Raw genomic sequence first — 613 nt, 5'->3', positions numbered from 1 at the left:
AAACCCTGACGAGGTGGTTATGAACAAGAGTGAACTGAGCACGTTCGCGTCCAGCCTGAAGTTCGAACTCGATCCATTCCAGGTGAAGGCATGCGTTGCGCTCGAAGCGGGCCACGGCGTCCTTGTCTGCGCGCCGACCGGTGCAGGCAAGACCGTGGTCGGCGAGTTCGCTGTCCACCTGGCACTGGCGGCGGGCCGCAAGTGTTTCTACACGACGCCGATCAAAGCGTTGAGCAATCAGAAGTACGCCGAACTCGTCGAGCGGTACGGCCCCGGCGAAGTCGGTCTGCTGACGGGTGATTCGAGTATCAACTCTGACGCACCGGTGGTCGTCATGACCACCGAAGTCCTGCGGAACATGCTCTACGCCAACTCCGAGGCACTGCGCGGGCTTTCGCACGTCGTCATGGACGAAGTGCATTACCTGGCCGACCGGTTCCGTGGGGCGGTGTGGGAGGAAGTGATCCTGCACCTGTCCGAGGACGTACGCCTGGTGAGTTTGTCGGCGACCGTGAGCAATGCCGAAGAATTCGGTGCCTGGATGGAAACCGTCCGCGGCGACACCACTGTGGTCGTGGACGAGACGCGGCCGATCCCGCTGTGGCAGCACATC

1 protein-coding gene is annotated in these 613 nt (G+C 62.0%); it reads left to right on the top strand.

All coding sequences use genetic code 11. From position 1 onward, the window contains the following. Positions 1 to 19: 19 nt before the first annotated feature. Positions 20 to 613: DEAD/DEAH box helicase (locus tag ABD369_RS40865; RefSeq protein WP_344641701.1), on the top strand; the 594-nt coding region annotated here is incomplete at its 3' end.

Origin of the sequence: Kitasatospora cystarginea (assembly GCF_039533515.1) — a bacterium.
Classification (GTDB): Bacteria; Actinomycetota; Actinomycetes; order Streptomycetales; family Streptomycetaceae; genus Kitasatospora; species Kitasatospora cystarginea.
The sequence above is the reverse complement of the archived record's forward strand: the minus strand, read 5'-3'. Positions and strand labels throughout refer to the sequence as shown.